The 18,434-nt window shown below is 71.0% G+C and carries 14 protein-coding genes; 7 read left to right on the top strand and 7 right to left on the bottom strand.

Going from position 1 to position 18,434, the window contains the following annotated elements; translation table 11 throughout:
* Positions 1–6: 6 nt before the first annotated feature.
* Positions 7–576: an invasion associated locus B family protein gene (locus tag MFF61_RS13565; protein WP_238235642.1), complete on the bottom strand. Its 570-nt coding sequence runs from the start codon at positions 574–576 to the stop codon at positions 7–9.
* A gap of 202 nt (positions 577–778) precedes the next feature.
* Here MFF61_RS13565 and MFF61_RS13560 point away from each other — a divergent pair, with 202 nt between their 5' ends.
* A complete protein-coding gene (locus MFF61_RS13560) occupies positions 779–1,147 on the top strand; it encodes a hypothetical protein (RefSeq protein ID WP_238235641.1) in 369 nt (122 codons plus the stop codon).
* A 12-nt stretch (positions 1,148–1,159) separates the two neighbouring features.
* On the opposite strand, the gene MFF61_RS13555 is transcribed toward MFF61_RS13560, so the two are convergent.
* Positions 1,160–1,903, bottom strand: coding sequence for a M48 family metallopeptidase (locus MFF61_RS13555; protein ID WP_238235640.1), 744 nt, complete (start codon positions 1,901–1,903; stop codon positions 1,160–1,162).
* Positions 1,904–1,962: 59 nt separating this feature from the next.
* A complete protein-coding gene (locus MFF61_RS13550; RefSeq protein ID WP_238235639.1) occupies positions 1,963–3,231 on the bottom strand; it encodes a polyhydroxyalkanoate depolymerase in 1,269 nt (422 codons plus the stop codon).
* 344 nt (positions 3,232–3,575) lie between these two features.
* Here MFF61_RS13550 and MFF61_RS13545 point away from each other — a divergent pair, with 344 nt between their 5' ends.
* The gene (locus MFF61_RS13545) at positions 3,576–4,952 is read left to right on the top strand and encodes an ActS/PrrB/RegB family redox-sensitive histidine kinase (protein ID WP_238235638.1); all 1,377 of its coding nucleotides are present in this window, start codon (positions 3,576–3,578) and stop codon (positions 4,950–4,952) included.
* 41 nt (positions 4,953–4,993) lie between these two features.
* Complete coding sequence (locus MFF61_RS13540) at positions 4,994–5,590, top strand: ActR/PrrA/RegA family redox response regulator transcription factor (protein WP_283206000.1); 597 nt, start codon at positions 4,994–4,996, stop codon at positions 5,588–5,590.
* A 124-nt stretch (positions 5,591–5,714) separates the two neighbouring features.
* Here MFF61_RS13540 and MFF61_RS13535 read toward each other — a convergent pair whose 3' ends face one another.
* Positions 5,715–7,313 (bottom strand): gamma-glutamyltransferase family protein, encoded by a 1,599-nt coding sequence (locus MFF61_RS13535; protein ID WP_238235637.1) that lies wholly within the window; start codon positions 7,311–7,313, stop codon positions 5,715–5,717.
* A gap of 196 nt (positions 7,314–7,509) precedes the next feature.
* On the opposite strand from MFF61_RS13535, the gene MFF61_RS13530 reads away from it, so the two are divergent.
* Both MFF61_RS13530 and MFF61_RS13525 read left to right on the top strand, forming a co-directional pair.
* Positions 7,510–7,698, top strand: coding sequence for a hypothetical protein (locus MFF61_RS13530; RefSeq protein ID WP_238235806.1), 189 nt, complete (start codon positions 7,510–7,512; stop codon positions 7,696–7,698).
* An 8-nt stretch (positions 7,699–7,706) separates the two neighbouring features.
* Entirely contained in the window at positions 7,707–9,266 is a 1,560-nt protein-coding gene (locus tag MFF61_RS13525; protein ID WP_238235636.1) for an OpgD/OpgG family glucan biosynthesis protein, read from the top strand.
* Between the two features lie 154 nt (positions 9,267–9,420).
* Here the strand turns inward: MFF61_RS13525 and MFF61_RS13520 are convergent, their stop codons facing one another.
* Together MFF61_RS13520 and MFF61_RS13515 are read right to left on the bottom strand one after the other, a co-directional pair.
* Entirely contained in the window at positions 9,421–10,290 is an 870-nt protein-coding gene (locus tag MFF61_RS13520) for an MBL fold metallo-hydrolase (protein WP_238235635.1), read from the bottom strand.
* 235 nt (positions 10,291–10,525) lie between these two features.
* Positions 10,526–13,057: a glycogen/starch/alpha-glucan phosphorylase gene (locus tag MFF61_RS13515; RefSeq protein ID WP_373324689.1), complete on the bottom strand. Its 2,532-nt coding sequence runs from the start codon at positions 13,055–13,057 to the stop codon at positions 10,526–10,528.
* Between the two features lie 400 nt (positions 13,058–13,457).
* On the opposite strand from MFF61_RS13515, the gene MFF61_RS13510 reads away from it, so the two are divergent.
* Both MFF61_RS13510 and glgA read left to right on the top strand, forming a co-directional pair.
* On the top strand, positions 13,458–15,095 hold the full coding sequence (locus tag MFF61_RS13510) for an alpha-amylase family glycosyl hydrolase (protein WP_238235634.1): 1,638 nt from the start codon (positions 13,458–13,460) through the stop codon (positions 15,093–15,095).
* 195 nt (positions 15,096–15,290) lie between these two features.
* The gene (gene glgA / locus MFF61_RS13505) at positions 15,291–16,820 is read left to right on the top strand and encodes a glycogen synthase GlgA (protein ID WP_238235633.1); all 1,530 of its coding nucleotides are present in this window, start codon (positions 15,291–15,293) and stop codon (positions 16,818–16,820) included.
* A 60-nt stretch (positions 16,821–16,880) separates the two neighbouring features.
* On the opposite strand, the gene zwf is transcribed toward glgA, so the two are convergent.
* The gene (zwf, locus tag MFF61_RS13500) at positions 16,881–18,362 is read right to left on the bottom strand and encodes a glucose-6-phosphate dehydrogenase (RefSeq protein ID WP_238235632.1); all 1,482 of its coding nucleotides are present in this window, start codon (positions 18,360–18,362) and stop codon (positions 16,881–16,883) included.
* Positions 18,363–18,434: the final 72 nt, after the last annotated feature.

Raw genomic sequence — 18,434 nt, 5'->3', positions numbered from 1 at the left:
ATCTCGCTACTGCAGGTGATCGAAGCCGGGGCCGAACCCCTTGAGCGACAGCGGGATGCCGACGCCCTCCTCGGGCGTCTGGAAGACGATGAAGGTCGCCTGCTGCCCGGTGCGCAACTGCTTGATCAGGTTCTCGTCCATCACCACCTCGGCGACGCAGCCGGTGGAGAGGCAGCGCACGAACAGGGTGCGGCCGATATCGGTCTGGTCGATCTTCAGGCCGAGGCCCGAGGGCAGCAGGATGCCGAGCGGCGCCACCACCCGCAGCAGCGTGCCGCGGTTGTCGGCCGTCTTGAGCACGATCACCACCAGGGTGAGGTTGGGGCGGTCCTCGGCGGCCACGTACTGCACCAGCGCGCATTGCTCGGCCTTGGCGCCGGCCGGCGTCTCGCATCGCAGCTGCCAGTCGTCGAAGGTCTGCTTCACCGCCCCCTGGGCGGCGGCCGGAGCGGCCTGGATCCCCGCGGCGAGCAGGATGGCCGTCAGGAGGCCGGCCCGCAGGCGCCATCCGGCCCGTCGCACTTGGTCTCGCACGCCTCGTCCCGCTCCGTTGCGCGCCGCGCCCGCGGCGGACATCCGGGCGCGTTCGGACCACGAGCACCCGCCCCTGTCAAGCGACGCCAGGATCGGCCGCAGGGCAATCGGGTGAACCCGATTGCCTCTGGATCGGCCGCAAAGCCACAAGCGCGGCGGAAACGCGGGCCGGCCCGGGCGCTCCCTTTCGTCCGACCCCTGCCCTACCTAAGATCGGGTCCGTCCGTCTGTCCCGAGTCAGCCCATGAGAGCCGTTCTCCTCGCCGCCCTTCCCCTGGTCCTGGCGGCAGCGGGTGCCACCGCCGCGGAGCCGCTGCCGGTGGAGGAGACGACCTATGTCGAGCGCTCCCTCAACCGCTATGCGCCGCTGACGATCGAGCACCCGCCGGTGCCGCGCAACCCGCGCGGGCGCCGCGCCTCCCGGTCGGCCGAGATCGCCGGCTTCTGCCGCGACGGCGGGCTGATCCGCCGCTACGACGAGGCCGGTGCGGTGATCGTGCGCCAGCGCGAGATCTGCGACAACATCGCGCCGCGCACGCTTGCCCCCGGCACCGTCGATCCGCGCCCGACCTGGCCGGCGGTCAGCCGCGTCGTCGTGCGCTCGAAGGGCTGAGCCGGCGGCCGCTCAGCCGTAGCGGTGCAATTCCGTACCGTGGCGCTTGAGCCAGCGTTCGGCCTCCTCCACGCGCGGATACAGCCCTTCCAGCACCCGCCAGTAGCGCTCCGAGTGGTTCATCTCGGCGAGATGCGCCACCTCGTGGGCGGCGAGGTAGTCGAGCACGAAGGACGGGGCGAGGATCAGGCGCCAGGAGAAGTTGAGGTGGCCGCGGGCCGAGCAGGAGCCCCAGCGGCTGCGCGTGTCACGGACCGTGAGGCGCTTGGGTGCCCGCCCGAGCGTGCGGGCGTGGCGCGTGACCGCCTCGACGAGGTCGCGGCGTGCCTCGACCTCCAGGAAGTCGCGCACGCGCCGGCCCACATGCGGGGCTTGGCACGAGACCGCGATGACGGGCGCCTCCTCGCCGTCGCGGGTCGCGACGGTCAGGCCCGAGGTCACCGACCAGTGCAGGATGCGGTGGGGCACGCCGCGCAGCGGCACGACCGCGCCGTCCTCCAGGGTGATGCGCGCCGGCACCTTCGCCACCCGGCCGGCGATCCAGGCCGAATGCGCGTCGGCGAAGCGCTGGGCCGCGGAGACGGCGGTGCGCTCGGGCAGCGTCAGGACGACCTCGCCGGTGGCGCTCGACACCCGCAGGGTGATGCGGCGGGCGCTGGCCCGACGGCGCACGGCGACGCGGAACGGCGTTCCGTCGTGGACGACGGTCAGGTGGGTGGGATCGGGCGCCGAGCGGCGCAGCAACACGACGGGCATGACGGCAGTGTACCAAGCCGGCGGGGTCCCCCGCCAGCTTGTCCATCATGCCGCCGGGATCAGACCGCCTGCAGGAGCGCGATCGGCTGCGTGCCCTGCATCTGGTGCATGAAGGCGGAGATGCGCGGCAGGATCTGCGACCGGAACTTCGAGCCGTTGAACACGCCGTAATGGCCGACGCCCTGCTGCAGGTGATAGAGCTTGCGCTCCGCCGGCAGGTTCACGGTGATGTCGAGGGCCGCCTTGGTCTGGCCGACTCCCGAGATGTCGTCCTTCTCGCCCTCCACCGCCATGATCGCGCAGCGGCGGATCGCGGTCGGATCGACCAGGGCACCGTGGTGGCGCATCTCGCCCTTTGGCAGCGCGTGCGCCACGAACACCGTCTCGACGGTCTGAAGATAGAATTCCGCCGTGAGATCCATCACGGACAGGTACTCGTCATAGAACTCGCGGTGCTTCTCGGCGGAATCGCCGTCGTTGCGCACGAGGTGCTTGAACATGTCCCAATGCGCCGTCAGGTGACGGTCGAGGTTCATGCCCATGAAGCCGGAGAGCTGGAAGAAGCCTGGATAGACCTCGCGCCACGTGCCGGGATAGCCGGGGGGCACCACGGTGATGCAGTTGCGCTTGAACCATTCCATGCCGCGCTCGGCAGCGAGCAGGTTCACGGCGGTGGGCGAGCGGCGGGTGTCGATCGGGCCGCCCATCAGCGTCATGGAGGTGGGCACGCCGGGTAGGCCGTCCCCCTCCATGCGGGCCACCGCCGCGAAGACCGGGACGGCCGGCTGGCACACCGCCATCACGTGGAGGTCGGGGCCGAGGTGCTGGAAGATCTCGATCAGGTAGTCGATGTAGGTGTCGAGGTCGAAGCGGCCCGCATCGAGCGGCACCATGCGGGCATCGGTCCAGTCGGTGATGAAGACCTCGTGGGCCGGCAGCAGCGCCTCCACGGTGCCGCGCAGCAGCGTGGCGTAGTGGCCCGACATCGGCGCCACCACCAGCACCTTCGGCTGGGGCTGGGCGGGGGTGCGCTTCAGCGCCCGCTCGAAGGCGACGAGCTTGCAGAAGGGCCTCTCCCACACCACCCGCTCGTAGACGGCGGCCTCCACCCCCTCCACCACCGTGGTCGGCAGCCCGAAGATCGGCTTGCCGTAGCGGCGGGTGGTGCGCTCGAACATCTCGCAGGCCGCCGAGACGGTGCGGCCGTACGGCGTGTAGGTGATCGGGTTGACCGGGTTCTTGAACACGAGCTGGGTGGCATCGGCCGCGACGCGGGCCGGCGTCAGCATCCAGTGAGCAGCTTCGTACCAAAAGTAAGAGAGATCCATGACGCTACCGCTCATTCCGGATTCAGCAGCGCTTCGGCGCCGCATCTGACGCCAGCTGCAAACTTATTGAACGAGACTAAGGTTCCCGCCCGCGAACACAATGGGCGTGGATCGCAGGAGAGCGCCGCTGCCTTCGAATGCGCTTGGCTGTGCTCTTTTCGTCGCATCAACCTGCCCATTTTCGCGCCAACTGCCCTCAAGGCAGGGAGCGGCCTCCCCCCAAAGAACGGGCGGTCTCACCCCGAAGTCTGACGCGCCGGCGGGCGGAGCGCCGTGCCGGTCCGCACGTCCGGCGGTCGCGGTCCCGGATGGGCGGCGCGGGCCGCCGCCCCATTTCTGCTGCCATGAAGGATCCCTCGCCGATCGACCTCGTGCACGACGCCCGGCACCTGCGCCTCGACACGCTGGTGCGGCTGCGCTGGCTGGCGGTGGCCGGCCAGGGCGCGGCGGTCGCGGGCGCCCATCTAGGCCTCGGGCTGCCCCTCCCCTTCGGCTGGTGCTTCCTCGTCATCGCGACCTCGTCCTGGCTCAACCTCGCATTGCGGGTGCGCTACCCGGCGAGCCACCGGCTCAAGGACGAGGCGGCGGCGGCGCTGCTCGCCTTCGACATCGTCCAGCTCGCGGCGCTGCTCTTCCTCACCGGCGGGCTGCAGAACCCGTTCGCGATCCTGTTCCTGGCCCCGGTGCTGATCTCGGCGACCGCCCTGCCGCCGGCCCACACTCTGGCGCTCGGCCTCCTGGCGGTGGGGCTCGCGACGCTGCTCGCCCTCGTCCACCGGCCCCTGCCCTGGTTCGCCGCCGAGCGGCTGGAGCTGCCGTTCCTGTACGTGTCGGGGGTCTGGACCGCGATCCTGCTCGGTACCGCCTTCACGGGCGTCTATGCGTGGCGTGTCGCCGAGGAGGCGCGTCAGCTCGCCCAGGCGCTCGCCGCCACCGAACTGGTGCTCGCGCGCGAGCAGCACCTGTCGCAGCTCGACGGGCTGGCGGCGGCGGCGGCGCACGAACTCGGCACGCCGCTCGCCACCATCACGGTGATCGCGAGCGAACTCGATCGGGCGCTCGGCCCGCTGGCGACGCCAGCGGTGGCGGACGATCTGAAGCTGCTGCGCGATCAGGTGGAGCGCTGCCGCGGCATCCTGTCGAAACTCACCTCGCTCGACGACGACCAGTCGGGCTTCCTCGAAACGATCTCGCTCGGGCACCTCGTGGAGGAGCTGGTGGCGCCGCAGCGGGCGCTCGGCGTTATCCTCGACGTGACGGTGCGCGGCGACGGGCCCGAGCCGCATTGCCGGCGCAATCCCGGCATCCTGTACGGCCTGTCGAACATCGTCGACAACGCGGTCGACTTCGCCGAGAGCCGGGTGATGATCGAGGCGCGCTGGAGCGCCGACCGGGTCACGCTGGAGATTCGCGACGACGGCCCGGGCTTTGCGCCCGAGGTGCTGCTGCGCGTGGGCGAGCCCTACGTGACGACGCGCGGCGCCCGCGGCGGCGGCGAGGAGAGCGGTTCCGGCCTCGGGCTCGGGTTGTTCATCGCCAAGACGCTGATCGAGCGGTCGGGCGCCCAGATGACGCTCGCCAACGCGGCCGATCCGTCGACCGGAGCCGTGGTGCGGATCGCATGGCCCCGTCACGTTTTCGAGAGGGACGTGGCTGCGCGAAGAATCCTCGGCACGAGCAGCGCTCCGGCCCTGACGCCGGCCCGCGACGTTCCTATATAAAGTGCTGAAGAAACAGAGCGAATAGCGAGGAGCGTCTCTTGATGACGCAATACGGAACCCAGAGCCCGCCGACCGTCGGCATCCTGCCGGACGGCGACCCGCTGGCGGCCCACGCGGACCGCAGCCTCCTGATCGTGGACGACGACAAGCCGTTCTCCACCCGGCTGGCCCGGGCCATGGAGGCGCGCGGCTATCAGGTCCAGGTGGCCGAGAGCGTGGCGGAGGGCGTGTCCCTCGTGGATGCCCACCCGCCGGCCTTCGCGGTGATCGACATGCGGCTCGCCGACGGCAACGGCCTCGACGTGATCGCCCGCCTCAAGGAGCGGCGGCCGGAGGCCCGCGGCGTGATCCTGACCGGCTACGGCAACATCGCCACGGCCGTCACGGCCGTGAAGCTCGGCGCCTTCGACTACTTGGCCAAGCCGGCGGACGCGGACGAGATCCACGGCACCCTGATGGCGCAGCCGGGCGAGCGGGCCGACCCGCCCGAGAACCCGATGTCCGCCGACCGGGTGCGCTGGGAGCACATCCAGCGCGTCTACGAGCTGTGCAATCGCAATGTCTCCGAGACGGCCCGGCGCCTCAACATGCACCGTCGTACCCTGCAGCGGATCCTGGCCAAGCGCGCGCCGCGCTGAGCCAAGTCCGCACTGAGCCAAGTCCGCACTGAGCCAAGTCCGCGCAGCGTCAGGTGCGAGCCGCGCCGGGAACCCGGCGGCGCGAAACACCCCTCTTCCGGCGAAGAGGGGTGTTTCGTGCGCGTCAGATCCCCGCCGCCCCGCCATCTGAGCGCGGATCGTGCGTCGCCTCGATGCGCCCGTTGCCGGGATGGCGCACCAGCAGCCCGGCATGGCCGAGGGAGTCGATGTAGGCGCCGCCGAGCTCCTCGATCTCGTGGCCGTAGCGGCGCAGGGCGGCGATGCAGGCCGGGTCGAACCGGTCCTCCACCTTCACGGTCATCGACTCGGCGCCCCAGGTGCGTCCGAACAGCAGGCGCGGCGCGTCGACCGCCTCGGCCACGCCCATCCCGTAGGTGGCGTAGCGGGTGAAGACCTGCGCCTGGAATTGCGGCTGCCCGTCCCCACCCATGCTGCCATAGGCGACGACGCGCCCGTCATCGAGCACCGCGAGCGCGGGGTTGAGCGTGTGGAACGGCTTGCGGCCGGGCTCCAGCGGGTTCACCGCCTTCGGGTCGAGCGAGAAGGACGTGCCGCGGTTCTGCCACGCGATGCCGGTGGCGGGCAGCACCAGCCCCGAGCCGAATTCCCAGTAGACCGACTGGATGTAGGACACGGCGAGCCCGCTCGCATCGATCGCCCCCATCCAGACCGTGTCGCCGTCGCCGAGCGGGCGCAGCGGATAGGGCGCGGCGCGGTCAGCGCGGATCGCCGCGGCCTCGCGATCGAGGAAGCCGGGGGTGAGGAAGCTCGCGGGATCGTGCCGCAGCCGGTCGAAATCGGTGACCACCGCGTCGCGGACCCGGAAGGCCCGCTTCGTCGCCTCGATCATGGCGTGGCACCAGGCGGGGCTCTCGGGCGGGAGGGTCCCCAGCCGCTCGACCAGCCCGAGGATCATCAGGGCGGCGAGGCCCTGCGTGGGCGGCGGGCAGTTGTAGGCCGTGGCGCCCGAGAGCCGCACGGACAGGGGCGCGCGCCGCACCGCCCGGTACCCTTCGAGATCCGCCCGCGTCACCGGGCTGCCGGCCCCCGCGAGATCGGCTGCGACCTCGCGCCCGACGTCGCCCCGGTAGAAATCGTCGAGGCCCGCCCGGGCGAGCTGCTCCAGCGTGGCGCCGAGCGCCGGCAGCGCCCGGAGCGCGCCGGCCTGCGGCGGTCGGCCGTCGATCAGGAAGGTCTGGGCGAAGCCCGGCTGATCGTAGAGCGTGTCGAGTTCCTTCGGCACGTAGCGCGCCTCGGAGGCCGACACCGCCACGCCGTCCCGCGCGTGCCGTATCGCCTCGCCGAGCAGCACGGCGAGCGGCAGCCGCCCGCCGAGCCCGGCCGCGAGCTGGTGCGCCGCGCTCCAGCCGCCCACCGCGCCCGCCACCGTCACGGCGGCATCCGCCCCGCGCGACGGGATGACGTCGTACCGCTTGTCGCGGTAGCGTCGGATGGTGGCGTTCGCCCCGGCCGGACCGCAGGCTTCCAGCGCGTGCAGGCGTCCGCCGGGCTCGCGCACCAGCCAGAACCCGTCGCCGCCGATGCCGTTCATGTGCGGGTAGACCACCGCGATCGTGGCCGCCATGGCGAGCATCGCCTCGATGGCGTTGCCGCCCTCGGCCAGGACGGCGCGGCCGCTCTCGGCGGCGAGGCTGTGGGGAGCGGCGCAGGCGGCGCGCGGGAAGACGGGCGTCTCGGGCATCGGGCTCGTTCGGGCAGGATGGCGGGCAGGATCGGCGGAGCGGGCGCGCGAGGTTGCGCCGGAGGGTCCCTTCAGGCTACTGCCCCCTGGCGCCGAACGGAATACGGTGCCGCCTCCCGTCCGCGATCAGAAGGCTCCTCTCGTGGCTCCCTCCGGATCCCTCAGCACCCGCAACCTCGTCACGCTGGTCAGCATCATGGTGCTGGTGGGCACCGAGGTCTTCGGCGTGGCGATCGCGGCGGGCTGGGCCATCGCCGGCCTGTTCGAGCTCGGCGATCTCATCGGCTACGTCCTGATGGGGGCGTTCAGCCTCCTGGCGCTCTGGATCATGGTGAATCTCTGGCAGCGCGCGACCAGCATCGAGCCGATCCGCACCCGGCGCTGACGCCCGCCATGATCGATCGCCGCACGCTGCTCTCCGGGGCCGCCCTCCTGCTCGGCGCCGGCCCGGCCGTTCACGCCGCCGCGCTGCCGCTCGGGGCGCCCGCGCCCTTCAGTTTCGACGCCCTCAAGGACCGGGCTCGCGACCTCGCGGCGAAGCCCTACGCCGCCCCGGCGGTGCCCGACCGCGAGGTGCTGCAGGCGATCGACTACGACGCCCACGGCAAGCTGAAGTTCAAGCCCGACCACGCCCTCTGGGCGGACGGGCCGAGCGCCTTCCCGGTGACCTTCTTCCATCTCGGCCGCTTCTTCCAGAAGCCGGTGCGCATGCACGTGGTGGAGGGGGGAGCGGCGCGCGAGATCGTCTACGACCCGGCCGCTTTCGAGATGCCGGCGGACAGCCCCGCCCGGCGCCTGCCGCCGAACCCGGGCTTTGCGGGATTCCGCTTCCAGGAGCGCCGCGGCGGCGCGCTCGACTGGCGCCGCAACGACTGGGTCGCCTTCCTGGGCGCCTCCTACTTCCGCGCCATCGGCGAACTTTACCAGTACGGCCTCTCGGCCCGGGGGCTCGCCCTCGACACCGTGATGCCGGACCGGCCCGAGGAATTTCCGGACTTCACCCATGTGTGGTTCGAGACGCCCGCGCCTGAGTCGGACACCGTAACGGTCATGACGCTCCTCGACGGCCCCTCGGCCGCAGGGGCGTTCCGGTTCCGCATGCGGCGCACCAAGGCGGTGGTGATGGAGATCGAGGCGCAGCTGCACCTGCGCCGGGATGTCGGCCGCTTCGGCCTCGCGCCCCTGACCTCGATGTACTGGTTCTCCGAGACGGCGAAGCCCGGCGCGGTGGATTGGCGGCCGGAGGTGCACGATTCCGACGGGCTCGCCCTGTGGACCGGCACCGGCGAGCGGCTGTGGCGCCCCTTGCGCAACCCGCCCCGCACGATGGTCTCGGCCTTCTCGGACGAGCGGCCCCGCGGCTTCGGGCTGATGCAGCGCGACCGGCTGTTCGACCACTACCAGGACGGCGTCTACTACGACCGCCGGCCGTCGCTGTGGGTCGAGCCGCTCGGCGATTGGGGCCGCGGCAGCGTGCAGCTCGTCGAGAACCCGACCGACGACGAGATCCACGACAACATCGTGGCGATGTGGGTGCCGGCGGAGCCCGCCCGGGCCGGCACGGTGCACGACCTCGCCTATCGCCTGCACTGGGTGGCCGACGAGCCCTACCCCTCGCCCTTCGCGCGCTGCGTCGCCACCCGCGAGGGCAACGGCGGACAGGCCGGCACCGACCGGCCGAAGGGCCTGCGCAAGTTCGTGGTGGAATTCCTCGGCGAGCCGCTGGCGCGCCTGCCGGCCGGCGTGCGGCCGGAGCCGGTTCTCACCGCCTCGCGCGGCAGCTTCCCGCTCGCCCGCACCGAAGCCGTGCCGGACGACGTGCCCGGCCACTGGCGGGCCGAGTTCGACCTTGCCGTCACCGGCCCCGAACCGGTGGAACTGCGGCTGTTCCTGCGCCGCGGCGACGAGGTGCTGAGCGAGACCTGGACCTACCAGTACATTCCGCCGGGCTGATTGTGCGTCTGCGGAGCCGGCAGGCCCGCGCAAGTGCTCGTGGCACCGCCAGGGTGACGCCCGACGAGGCGATCCACATGACGGCGGGCCATTGCGGCGACACCTTGCCTGCTTCTCCGTCGATGCCTGATCGGTGAAGAGCGAAGCGACGGCCTTAAGCCTCCGTCAGCTCGGACAGCGGCACCGGGTAGGCGTGCGGCCGTCGGGCCAGCATGCTGTCGATGAGCGCCAGCACCTCGGTCCGGCCGGCATTGGCGGCCTGCTCGAAGGGCGTCCAGGTCTGCGTGAAGTCGAGCGGCGCGAACACCTCGCGATAGCGGCGCAGTTCGGCCGGCGTCAGGGGCACCCCGCGCACGAACGCCTTGTGGGCCGAGATCGTGCGGGCGCGGCGCGGGTTCCCGGGGTCGAGCTCGAACTTGAGGGCATCGCCGCAGAACAGGATCTTGCGCGCGCGGTCGTAGAGCACGGCGTGACCGTCGAAATGGCCGGCCGTGCGGTGCAGTTCGAGGCCGGGCAGCGGCTCCAGGTGATCGTCGTAGGGCCACGAGACCTGAAGCGCGGCGCTCCACGTGAAGTCGGCCGCCGGGAGCGCGAGTTCCGGGTCGAACCGGTCCTGCAGCTGCGCCAGCGCCCCGTAGCTGTGGGGGTGAGAGGCAGACAGCACCGCCATGCCGCCGAGTGCCGCGATGTGGTCGAGCGCCGCCTCGCTGAAGACCGGGCAGGCCTCGAAGCCCATGTTCCCGGCCGCCGTGACGATGAGGTAGGCGCTCGGGCCGATGCCGGAGACGGGCTCGTTCCAGAACCGCCACACGCCCGGCTCGACCTCGGCCCAGTGGCAGGGAAAGCGCCTCTGCGCCTCCGCCACGCCGTGGAAGCACCAGCCGTCCTGCGGCACCACGTGGCGCGCATCGAGGCACATCGGGCAGGCGGGCGGGACCGCGAAGTGACGCTGCCAGAACCCGCAATTGTCGCAGATGAAGGCCGGGAGCTTGAGCGCGCCCGCGAAGGGCAGGTAGCCGGGCAAGGCAGGGATTCCGGACAGCCGAGCCGGGACGGCTCACCGGCGCCATATAGGCAGGGTGAGCCGCAAGGTCGATGTGCCGGCCCCCTCGGTTTCGCTCCGGGGGGCTGCGCCTCGCGCGGGGACGCCGCGGCGCCTAAGCAGATTTCGCAAAAGTGGTCGCCGGTTTTGCGATCAAAATCTGCGACGAAACAAGAACCTAAGCGGACGAAGCGTTGGCTTGCCAACGCAAGTCTGCTTAGGCGCCCGGCCCCACCCGCACCCGCCAGATGTCCTCGGCGTATTCCCGCATCGTCCGGTCGGAGGAGAACCAAGCGGTCCGGGCGGTGTTGAGGATCGCCGCGCGCCACCAGCCGTGCGGACGGCGCCACGCGGCGTCGACCGCGCGCTGGGCGCGCCAGTAATCGTCGAAATCCACCGTCAGGAGGTAGCGGTCCGGTCCAGTCACCTCGTCGAGGAGCGGCCGGAAGCGATCCGGCTCGCCCGGCGAGAACCCGCCCGAGGCGATCAGGTCGAGGGCCGCCTTCAGGCGCGGCGAGGCCGCGATGGCGCGGGCGGCATAACCCGGCTCGGCCTTCGTCGCCTGCACCCCGGCCGCGTCGAGGCCGAAGATGAAGATGTTGTCGTCGCCGACATGCTCCTTGATCTCGATGTTGGCGCCGTCGAGCGTGCCGATGGTGAGCGCGCCGTTGAGGGCGAGCTTCATGTTGCCGGTGCCGGAGGCTTCGAGACCGGCGGTCGAGATCTGCTCCGAGAGGTCGGCGGCCGGGATGATCGCCTCGGCGAGGCTGACCGAGTAGTTCGGCACGAAGGCCACGGTCAGGCGCCCCGCCACCGCCGGGTCGGCGTTGACGCGCTTGGCGACGTCGCTGGCGAGCCGGATGATGAGCTTGGCCTGGTGGTAGCTCGGCGCCGCCTTGCCGGCGAAGATCTTCACCCGGGCCGGCCAGTCGCGGTGCGGCTCGGCCAGGATCGCCTGGTAGAGCGCCACCGTCTCCAGGATGTTGAGGAGCTGGCGCTTGTACTCGTGGATGCGCTTGATCTGGACGTCGAACAGGGCGCCCGGATCGAGCCGGATCCCGGTGCGCTCCTTCACCACGCGGGCGAGCGCCTCCTTGCGTCCGCGGCGGACCGCCGCGTAGCGGGCCTGGAAGCCGGCATCCTCCGCGAACGCCGCGAGCCCGTCGAGCGCGCCCGGATCGTCGAGCACGCGCGCGCCCACCGCCTCGACGGCGAGCCGGGTGAGCCCAGGATTGGCGTTGTGGAGCCAGCGCCGGAAGGTGATGCCGTTGGTCTTGTTGACGATCTTGTCGGTGTCGAGGGCGTGGAGCGGCGCGAACACGGTCTGGCGCATCAGCTCCGTGTGCAGGGCCGAGACGCCGTTGACGCGCCGCGCGCCCAGGAAGGCGAGGTGCCCCATGCGCACGCGCTTGCCGTGCGTCTCATCGATCAGCGAGACCGCCGCGAGGCTGCCCGCATCGACGCGGCCGTGCTTCGACAGCGATTCGAGATGCATCCAGTTGATGAGGTAGATGATCTGCATGTGGCGCGGCAGCAGCCGCTCCATCAGCTCCACCGGCCAGGTCTCCAGCGCCTCGGGCAGGAGCGTGTGGTTCGTGTAGGCCAGGGTGTGCGTGGTGACGTGCCACGCATCCTCCCAGGACAGCCCGTGCTCGTCGACGAGGAGGCGCATCAGCTCCGGCACCGCGATGGCCGGATGGGTGTCGTTGAGCTGGATCGCCGCATGGTCGGGCAGCGAGCGCAGGTCGCCGCGCTCGGCGACGTGGCGCCGCACGAGATCCTGCAGCGAGGCCGAGGTGAAGAAGAACTCCTGGCGCAGCCGCAGCTCGTGGCCGGCCGGCGTGCTGTCGCTGGGATAGAGCACGCGCGAGATCGCCTCGGCGCGGCTGCGCTCGGCCACCGCGCCGACATGGTCGCCGCCGTTGAACCGGCCGAGATCCACCGGCTCCTCCGCCCGCGCCTGCCACAGGCGCAGGACGTTGACGTGCTTGGCCCGCCAGCCGAGGACCGTGGTGTCGTGGGGCACGGCGCGCACCGTCTCGGCCGGGCGCCAGACCCGGCGGATCGACCCGTCCGGCTGCACCGTCATGGCGACCTCGCCGCCGAAGCCGACCGAGCAGGCCGCCTCGGGCCGCTCGAACTCCCAGGGGTTGCCCTCGGCGAGCCACGTCTCCGGCACCTCGCGCTGCACCCCGTCCTCGATCAGCTGCCGGAAGAGGCCGTGATCGTAGCGGATGCCGTAGCCGTAGGCCGGGATCGCGAGGCTCGCGAGGCTCTCCATGAAGCAGGCGGCGAGGCGCCCGAGACCGCCATTGCCGAGCGCCGCGTCGGGCTCCGCCCCCGCCACCGCGTCGAGGTCGACCCCGAGCTGCGCCAGGGCGGCCCGGGCGGTGTCGGCGAGGCCGAGATTACCCATCATGTCGGACAGGAGCCGGCCGATCAGGAACTCGGCCGAGAGGTAGTAGACCCGCTTGTTCGGCACGGCCGGCGCGGGAGAGGCGAGGCAGGCGTCGACCACCCGGTCGCGCAGGGCGAGCGCGGTCGCGGCGAACCAGTCGCGGTCGCGGGCCGTGGCCGGCGTCCGGCCGAGCGCGTAGGCGAGCTTGTTCAGGATCGCGTCGCGCAGGAGCGTCACCGCGTCCTCGCTCGGCGGCACGGCCGGCGCCGGCGGCACCCGGAACGTCTGCCGGTCGTCCGCGTGCGTGGCGCCGCTCCGCCTGTCGCCGGCCAGTAGATCTTCGTTCAGCACCTCAGAACCCCCAATCGTTGCCAAGGGTCATGTCTTTGCGGCGGCGCGTTCTGACGTCGCGTTGAATGCCGCAAGACCGTTGGCCAACCGCAGCATGGTGTGGCCAAGTCGCTCACGTGTCGAGACGGACGAAGCCTCCTGCACGGAGTCTTCCGGCGTGTGTCCTTCACGACACGTGACACCGAAACTGGACCTGACTGTGTCCGTTCCGGCCTGAAGCCCCCATGAACGCCATCCTCTCGGGCATCGGGACCATGGGGAAAGCGATGATATCCGCGAAAACCCGCCTGCCGCTATGCGGTTCCGCACCGGCAGGGAACCCGCGGCGCGGTTCCGGCTTGCCTGCCGGAGGGCCGCGCGAGCGTGGCCGCAGACCTCACCCGCCCTCACGGAGCCTGGCATGCCCGGTGAACTCTGGTGGAAGACCGGAACAGTGTACCAGGTCTATCCGCGCTCGTTCCAGGACACGAACGGGGATGGCGTCGGGGACATCCGGGGTATCACCGCCCGGCTCGACTACCTCGCATGGCTCGGCGTCGACGCCGTCTGGCTCTCGCCGGTCTGCCGCTCGCCGATGGCCGATTACGGCTACGACGTCTCCGATTACCGCGACATCGACCCGCTGTTCGGGACGCTGGCGGATTTCGACGCGCTGGTGGCCGAGGCCCATCGCCGCCGGCTCAAGGTCATCATGGACTTCGTGCCCAACCACACCTCGGACCGGCATCCCTGGTTCGTCGAGAGCCGATCCTCGCGCCACAATCCCAAGCGGGACTGGTACATCTGGCGTGATCCGAAGCCCGACGGCGCGCCGCCGAACAACTGGGTGAGCAATTTCGGCGGCCCGGCCTGGACCTTCGATCCGGAGACCGGGCAGTCCTACTACCACGCCTTCCTGCGCGAGCAGCCCGACCTGAACTGGCGCAATCCGGCCGTGCGCGAGGCGATGTACGACACGCTCCGCTTCTGGCTCGACCGCGGCGTCGACGGCTTCCGCGTCGACGTGATCTGGCACCTCATCAAGGACGAGGCCCTCCGCGACAATCCGCCGAACCCCGACTACCTGCCGGGCGACGCCGAGATCAACTCGCTCTCCCCCCTCCACTCAGCCGACCAGCCGGAGGTGATGGAGGTGGTGGCCGAGATGCGCGCCGTGCTGGAGGAATACGACGAACGCGTGCTCATCGGGGAGATCTACCTGCCGCTGGAGCGGCTGATGGCCTATTACGGCGTCGATCTCTCGGGCGCCCACCTGCCGTTCAACTTCCAGCTGATCCAGACGCGCTGGCACGCCGAGACCGTGGCGGCGCTGGTCGACGAGTACGAGGCGGCGCTGCCGCCGGGCGGCTGGCCGAACTGGGTGCTCGGCAACCACGACCAGCCCCGCATCGCGGCGCGGGTCGGCCAGCCACAGGCCCGGGTGGCGGCGGTGCTGCTGCTGACGCTTCGCGGCACGCCGACCCTGTACTACGGCGACGAGATCGGGCTCGCGCGCGTGCCGATCCCGCCCGGGCGCGAACGCGATCCCTGGGAGCGCAACGAGCCGGGCCGCGGACGCGATCCCTCGCGCACGCCCATGCAGTGGGAGCGCGGTCCGCAGGCCGGCTTCTCGACCGCCGAACCCTGGCTCCCCCTCGATCCCGATGCCGGCCGGTGCAACGTCGAGGTCCTGCGCGACGATCCGGGCTCGATCCTGACACTCTACCGCCGCCTGCTCGCCCTGCGCCGCGAGCACCCGGCCCTCGGCCTGGGCGCCTACAGGGCCGTCTCCGTCGAGCAGGACGTGCTCTGCTTCGAGCGGCAGCACGAGGCGGAGACGGTCCGCGTCGTGCTGAATTTCGGGCACGAGCCTTGCGTGGTCCCCCTGCCCTCCGGCCGCGACTGGCGGGTGCTGCTGTCGAGTTCCGGCAGCCGCATCGGCGAGCGCCCGTCCGGCGATCATCTCGCACTTGCGGGAGACGAAGCCCTCGTCCTCCTGAACGATCCCGTTTCGTCTGAAGCTGGACAAACCGAAGCGGCCGAAAATCTCACCGATTGATCGCTCAGCTCAGCCGTATCCTTGCGTCGGCAAGCACAATCGGACGAATTCTCACGATTCTGCTTGCCGAATCGGTTTTTGGGTTTATTGTGCAGTGCAGTGGAACCCGGGGCGCATCCGCGCGTTCGGGTCAGGATGAGCGGCGTAGCGGTTCCAACGGTCCGCACCTTGCAGCCGCGTCTTTGGGGGTCCTCGATGATCGGATCGGCATCGGTGCGCTCGCTCTCGGTTGCGCCCGCCGATCCGTCCCCACCTCCCCGGCCCCGCTCCCCCCGCCATTCCCTGCGCCAGCGCATCCTGTTCGCCACGCCCGAGATGGCGGACTTTCTCAAGACCGGCGGCCTCGGCGAGGTGGCGGCGGCGCTGCCGCGGGCGCTGCGCCAGCACTACGACGTGCGGATCCTGATCCCCGGCTACCGGCAGGTGGTGGAGCGCTACGCCGACATCCCGATCGTGGCCCATCTCCCGGGCCGCGACGGCCTGCCGCCGTCCGCCCTCGGCCTCGTCGAGACCGGCGACGGCCTGCCCGTCTACGTGCTCCTGAACGCCGACCTCTACGACCGCGCCGGCTCGCCCTACGGCGACCTGGGCGGCGACTTTCCGGACAACGACCTGCGCTTCGGTCGCCTCAGCCTCGCGGCGGTGGAACTCGCGCAGGGGGTCGACCCGGACTGGACCGCCGACCTCCTCCACCTCAACGACTGGCAGACCGCGCTGGCCCCGGCCTACCTCGCGTGGCAGGGCCTGCGCGTCCCGACCATCCTGACGGTCCATAACCTCGCCTATCAGGGCCTCTTTCCGCGCGAGAACCTCCCCCGGCTCGGCGTGCCGGAGAGCGCCTTCCACATCGACGGCGTCGAGTTCTACGGCAAGCTCTCCTTCCTGAAGGCCGGCCTGTTCTACGCCTCGCACGTGACCACGGTCAGCGAGACCTACGCGCAGGAGATCACCACGCCGGAATTCGGCTGCGGCCTGGAAGGATTGTTGAGCACCCGCGCCCGGCAGGGGCGCCTCGCCGGCATCCTCAACGGCATCGACGAGATCTGGGACCCGCGCACCGACCCCCACCTCGCCACCGCGTTCGAGGCCGACGACTGGAAGGGCAAGCGCGCCAATGCGGACGCGGTGCGCCAGCGCTTCGGCCTCGGCGTCTCGCGCGGGCCGCTCTTCGCCATCGTGTCGCGCCTCGTGCACCAGAAGGGGGTCGACCTCACCCTCGCGGCCGCCGAGACCATCGTGGCGGAAGGCGGACAGCTCGTGGTCACCGGCCAGGGGGAGCCGCGCTTCGAGCACGCCTTCATGGACCTCGCGCGCCGTCACCCGGGCGCGGTGGGCGTGCGCATCGGCTTCGACGAGACCGACGCGCACCGGATGTTCGCGGGCAGCGACTTCCTGCTGATGCCCTCGCGCTTCGAGCCCTGCGGCCTCGCGCAGATGTACGCCCAGCGCTTCGGGTCCCTGCCGATCGCCCACCGCACCGGCGGGCTGGCCGACACCGTCGAGGACGGCGTCACCGGCTTCCTGTTCGGCGAGGCCTCCCTGCGGGGCCTCGCGGGCGCGGTGCGCCGCGCCCTCGACACCTTCAGGTCGAAGCGCCAGCTCAACATCATGCGCCGCACCGCGATGGCCCGCACGTTCGGCTGGGACAAGGCGGCGACGAGCTACAGCGCGCTCTACGCGCGCACGATGGGCAACGGCGAAGTGGTGCGCTTCCGCGCCGCCTGAGCGGCGCGCATCACGGCCGCGCCGCTCGGTCGCCCGCACGGGATCAGTCCCCCCACGCGCCTACGTCGGCAGGTTCTCGTGCCACGTGCGCCCGTCGCGCTCGATGAGGGCGATGGCGGCGGTGGGTCCCCAGGTGCCGGCCGGGTAGGGCCGTGGCGGTTCGGGGCGGTCCGCCCAGGCCTGCAGCACGCCGTCCGCCCAGGCCCAGGCGGCCTCGACCTCGTCGCGGCGCATGAACAAGGTGGCGTTGCCACGGACCACATCCATCAGCAGGCGCTCGTAGGCATCCGGATAGCGCTGGTTGAAGGTCTCCTCGAAGCTGATGTCGAGGCCGGTGGGGCGCAGCCGCATGCCGCCCGGGCCCGGCTCCTTGGTCATCATCTCGAGCTTGATGCCCTCCTGAGGCTGGAGCCGGATGACGAGGCGGTTCGGCTCGCGCGCGAAGGATTCGGGCGGGAAGATGCTGAACGGCGAGGAGCGGAACTGCACCACGATCTCGGACATCTTCTGCGGCAGCCGCTTGCCGGTGCGCAGATAGAACGGCACGCCGGCCCAACGCGGCATCATCAGTTCGAGCCGCAGGGCCACGAAGGTCTCGGTGAGGCTGCGCGCCCCGGTGCCGAGATCCTCCGCGTAGCCCGGCACCGCCTGGCCGCCGATCGCCCCCGGCCCGTACTGGCCGCGCACGGTGCGGGCCGGGATCTCGTGGGCCGGAATCGGCTTCAGCGCCCGCAGCACCTTCAGCTTCTCGTCGCGCACCGCGTCGGCGTCGAGCGAGAGCGGACTCTCCATCGCCAGCAGGCAGAGGAGCTGCAGCATGTGGTTCTGCAGCATGTCCCGCAGCGCGCCGGAGGTGTCGTAGTAGCCGCCGCGTCCCTCGACCCCCACCGTCTCGGCGACCGTGATCTGCACGTGGTCGATGACGTCGGCGTTCCACAGCCGTTCGAAGATGGTGTTGGCGAAGCGCAGCGCCAGCAGGTTCTGCACCGTCTCCTTGCCGAGGTAATGGTCGATCCGGAAGATCTGGCTCTCGGGAAAGACCCGGCCGACCTGGTCGTTGATGGCGCGGGCCGAGGTCAGGTCGTGGCCGATCGGCTTCTCCAGCACCACGCGCGACTGCGGCGTGATCAGGTCATGGGTGGCGAGGTTGCGGCAGATCTTGCCGTAGAGGCTCGGCGATGTGGCGAGGTAGTAGGAGCGCACCTGATCCGGCCGCTCGCCGAGCAGCCGGGAGAGATCCGACCAGCCCTCCTCCCCCGCCCCGTCCACCGCCACGTAGGTGACGAGCGAGAGGAAGCCCGCGATCGTGTCGGCGTCGAGATCCGCCTCGGGGACGTGGCGGCGCAGCGCCGCCTCCGCCATGCCGCGGTACTCCGCCTCCGGATGATGGCTGCGCGCCGCCGCGATGATCCGGCTCGTCTCGGGGATCTGCCGGTCGCGGAACCGGTAGTAGAGCGCCGGCAGCAGCTTGCGCATCGTCAGGTCGCCGGTCGCGCCGAACACGACACCATCGAACGACGCGACGGGAATGATCTTGGGCATGAAGGATCAGGTCTCCCGATTCATCGCGGCGACGCGATGCAAGGGCACCGCCAGAATCCGGCCGTCGGATCG

It is taken from the genome of Methylobacterium isbiliense (genome assembly GCF_022179325.1).
In the GTDB taxonomy this organism is placed as follows: domain Bacteria; phylum Pseudomonadota; class Alphaproteobacteria; order Rhizobiales; family Beijerinckiaceae; genus Methylobacterium; species Methylobacterium isbiliense.
The sequence above is the reverse complement of the archived record's forward strand: the minus strand, read 5'-3'. Positions and strand labels throughout refer to the sequence as shown.